The following is a 2791-nucleotide window of genomic DNA, read 5'->3' as shown; positions in this document are numbered from 1 at the left end:
AGGAATAAAAATTCGTATCATATGGAATATCATCTTGATACATATAGTTTTTTAGGACCCCTTCTTTTTCAAAACCTAATTTTAATAGCACTTTATTGGACGCTTCGTTTTCGAGAAAGACAATGGCACCAATCCGTTTTAAATGAATCGTGTGGAAACCGTATGATATAACTTCAGAAACCGCTTCAGTGGCATATCCATTTCCCCAGTGTTCAGGGAAAAAGGCATAACTTATATTTGCTCGTTTATGTTCAGAAGACCAATCGTGAAAACCAATTGTTCCAATGAGCCCTTTTTTGTCTTTTAATTCGATTCCCCATTTTATACCGTTTCTTGCATTGTAACTCAACTTAAAGTTATTAACGATTTGTTTTACTTGATCCAAATTTTGTAATGGCTTTTGGCCATAATGGCGCAGTACATCGTTATTAGAAAAGCATTGTAGTATACCTGGTGCATCTTCTTCAGTAAGTTCTCGCAAAATGAGTCGTTCGGTTTTTAATATAGGAAACATGTCTTCACTCCTGTTCATATGAAACTAGAATGTATCTGTTATTATATAATTTAATCTGAAAATAAAGATTATTCAAGGTGTAATGATGATTTTCAGTCAATGGCGGGGAATCATATTTATTTACGACTAGATGAATCAGGGACATTTTTGATTCTTGCCCATTTAAAGAAAGGATCAATTAAAGTGAGGGAAGGACAACATGTAGATGAAGGAGAGGTTCTTGCTCAAGTCGGTAACTCAGGAAGTTCAAGTGAGCCGCATTTACATATTCATCATCAGAGACAGGACCTATCCAATACGAGTATGTTTATTACGGAAGGATTGCCACTTTATTTTCGAACTGAAAAAGGTGTAGTGATGCCAGAAAGAGGCACATACATAAGTGGTAATTAGAAGAGACTCATTTCGTTAAAAAAGGGTATTCCGAATTAAAATCGGAATACCCTTTTTTCATTAACCTACAAATGTTTGATACAGTAAGAAAATATTTAAAACGATAATGAGTGCAGCGATTATCCAAGCGATAAATGTTGTAATACGATGGTTAACTAATGCACCCATAATCTTTTTACTACTAGTAAACATAATAAGTGGTACTAATGCAAAGGCAATACCGAATGATAAGACAACTTGGCTCATAACGAGAGCGTAAGTTGGATTTACACCTAAAGCGATAATAACAAGCGGTGGAATCATTGTTATAAATCGGCGTAAGTATAACGGAATATGCATACGAATGAAGCCTTGCATAATAATATCACCGGACATTGTACCGACAGAAGAGCTAGATAATCCGGCTGTTAACAGTCCAATTCCAAATAAAGCAGCGGATACTGGCCCAACTAAGTTACTAAATTGGTTAAAAGCAACATCAAGGTCTTCAACGTGTAGACCATTTTTAAAGAATAGTGCAGCAGCAACAATTAACATACTTGCATTAATTGCTCCAGCGATAACCATTGCAATAATAATGTCAATGAATTCGAAGCGGAAAATCTTTTTCTTTTGTTCATCATTTGTTCCGACTACGCGGCGCTGCGTTAAGGCGGAATGTAAATATATTGCGTGTGGCATTACTGTCGCACCTAAAATTCCAGCTGCTAAAAGAATACTATCTACACCTTGGAATTTTGGAGTAAATAGTCCTGAAAGAAGAGGGCTTAATTCCGGTTTTGCATAAAAGACCTGGACACCAAAAGCGATAACAACGATAAAAATCATTCCTGTTATGATAGCTTCTAACGGACGAAAGCCTCTGCGCTGAAATTCAAGAATAATAAATGACCCGACTGCTGTAATTAAAGCAGCTGGTAACATCGGAATTCCAAATAGTAAGTATAAGCCGAGTGCTGCCCCGATAAATTCAGCTAAATCTGTAGCCATAATAACGAGTTCGCCTTGTATCCATAAACCGATGGAAACTGGTTTTGGGAAGTTTTCGCGAGCTATTTCAGGAAGGTTTTTCCCAGTAGCGATTCCTAATTTAGCTGATAAAGTTTGGATTAATACAGCCATTAAATTAGAAGCGAGAATTACCCAAAGTAGTAAATAACCATATTGTGATCCAGCAGCTATATTCGTTGCGAAATTCCCAGGATCAATATAAGCAACTGATGCGATAAAAGCAGGTCCTAAGAATGGTAATAGTCTCTTTAAGCCTTTCGTTTGTCCGCTTAATGCTAAATGTGCGGATTGAACAGTTGTACTTTGAGAACGGACTTGTTCATCTTTTGATATATCTTTATTCATAGTAGTGTTCCCCTTTGAAATGTTAACTTGATGAAATTATTGTATTTGCTCTTATTCATTATTTCAATACATTTAAATATATTATGTGGCAATTTCATTTGAACACAAAAGTTTCCTTAATGCAAATTATATGACTGTGTGCAATGAATGGTGTGAAGATGCGAAAATCTTTTGGGAGTTTATGGTTGCTGAATAAGGGGGAAGATAATAAATTATAGGGCTGTTTTTGAAATTTTTGTGAACATACAGCCTATATTACAGCATATTAATTGATGGAAATGAAATTGTATGATATATAATATATTGGGATTACAACATAACCATAGTGTTTTGTGATGTAATCTTGTTTTTATTTTTGTTAACTTATAGAAAAAATTGTAAATAGAAGAAAATAGGCTAAGTACAATTTTGTATGTATTTTCTTATTATATATGTTTTGATATGAACGTTAACTTATACATGATTTTAAAATTTAGATAGGTGGTAGAAATACATTGGCAACTACAAAACCATATAGAGTATTACTGT

2 protein-coding genes and 1 pseudogene are annotated in these 2791 nt (G+C 34.5%); 1 reads left to right on the top strand and 2 read right to left on the bottom strand.

All coding sequences use genetic code 11. The features are described from left to right. Positions 1-514, bottom strand: a 514-nt coding sequence (locus KI356_RS27045) for a GNAT family N-acetyltransferase (protein WP_212936986.1), incomplete at its 3' end; no start/stop codon positions are given. A gap of 81 nt (positions 515-595) precedes the next feature. Between KI356_RS27045 and KI356_RS27040 the strand changes: the two are divergent. Continuing rightward, positions 596-907 (top strand): annotated as a pseudogene (locus KI356_RS27040) (M23 family metallopeptidase); the annotation flags it as partial. Between the two features lie 60 nt (positions 908-967). Here the strand turns inward: KI356_RS27040 and KI356_RS27035 are convergent. Continuing rightward, entirely contained in the window at positions 968-2263 is a 1296-nt protein-coding gene (locus KI356_RS27035; RefSeq protein WP_128281442.1) for an Nramp family divalent metal transporter, read from the bottom strand. Between the last annotated feature and the right edge of the window lie 528 nt (positions 2264-2791).

The organism is Bacillus hominis (genome assembly GCF_018332515.1).
Lineage (GTDB): Bacteria > Bacillota > Bacilli > Bacillales > Bacillaceae_G > Bacillus_A > Bacillus_A hominis.
Note: the sequence above shows the minus strand (reverse complement) of the source record. Positions and strands in the feature narration are given on the sequence as shown.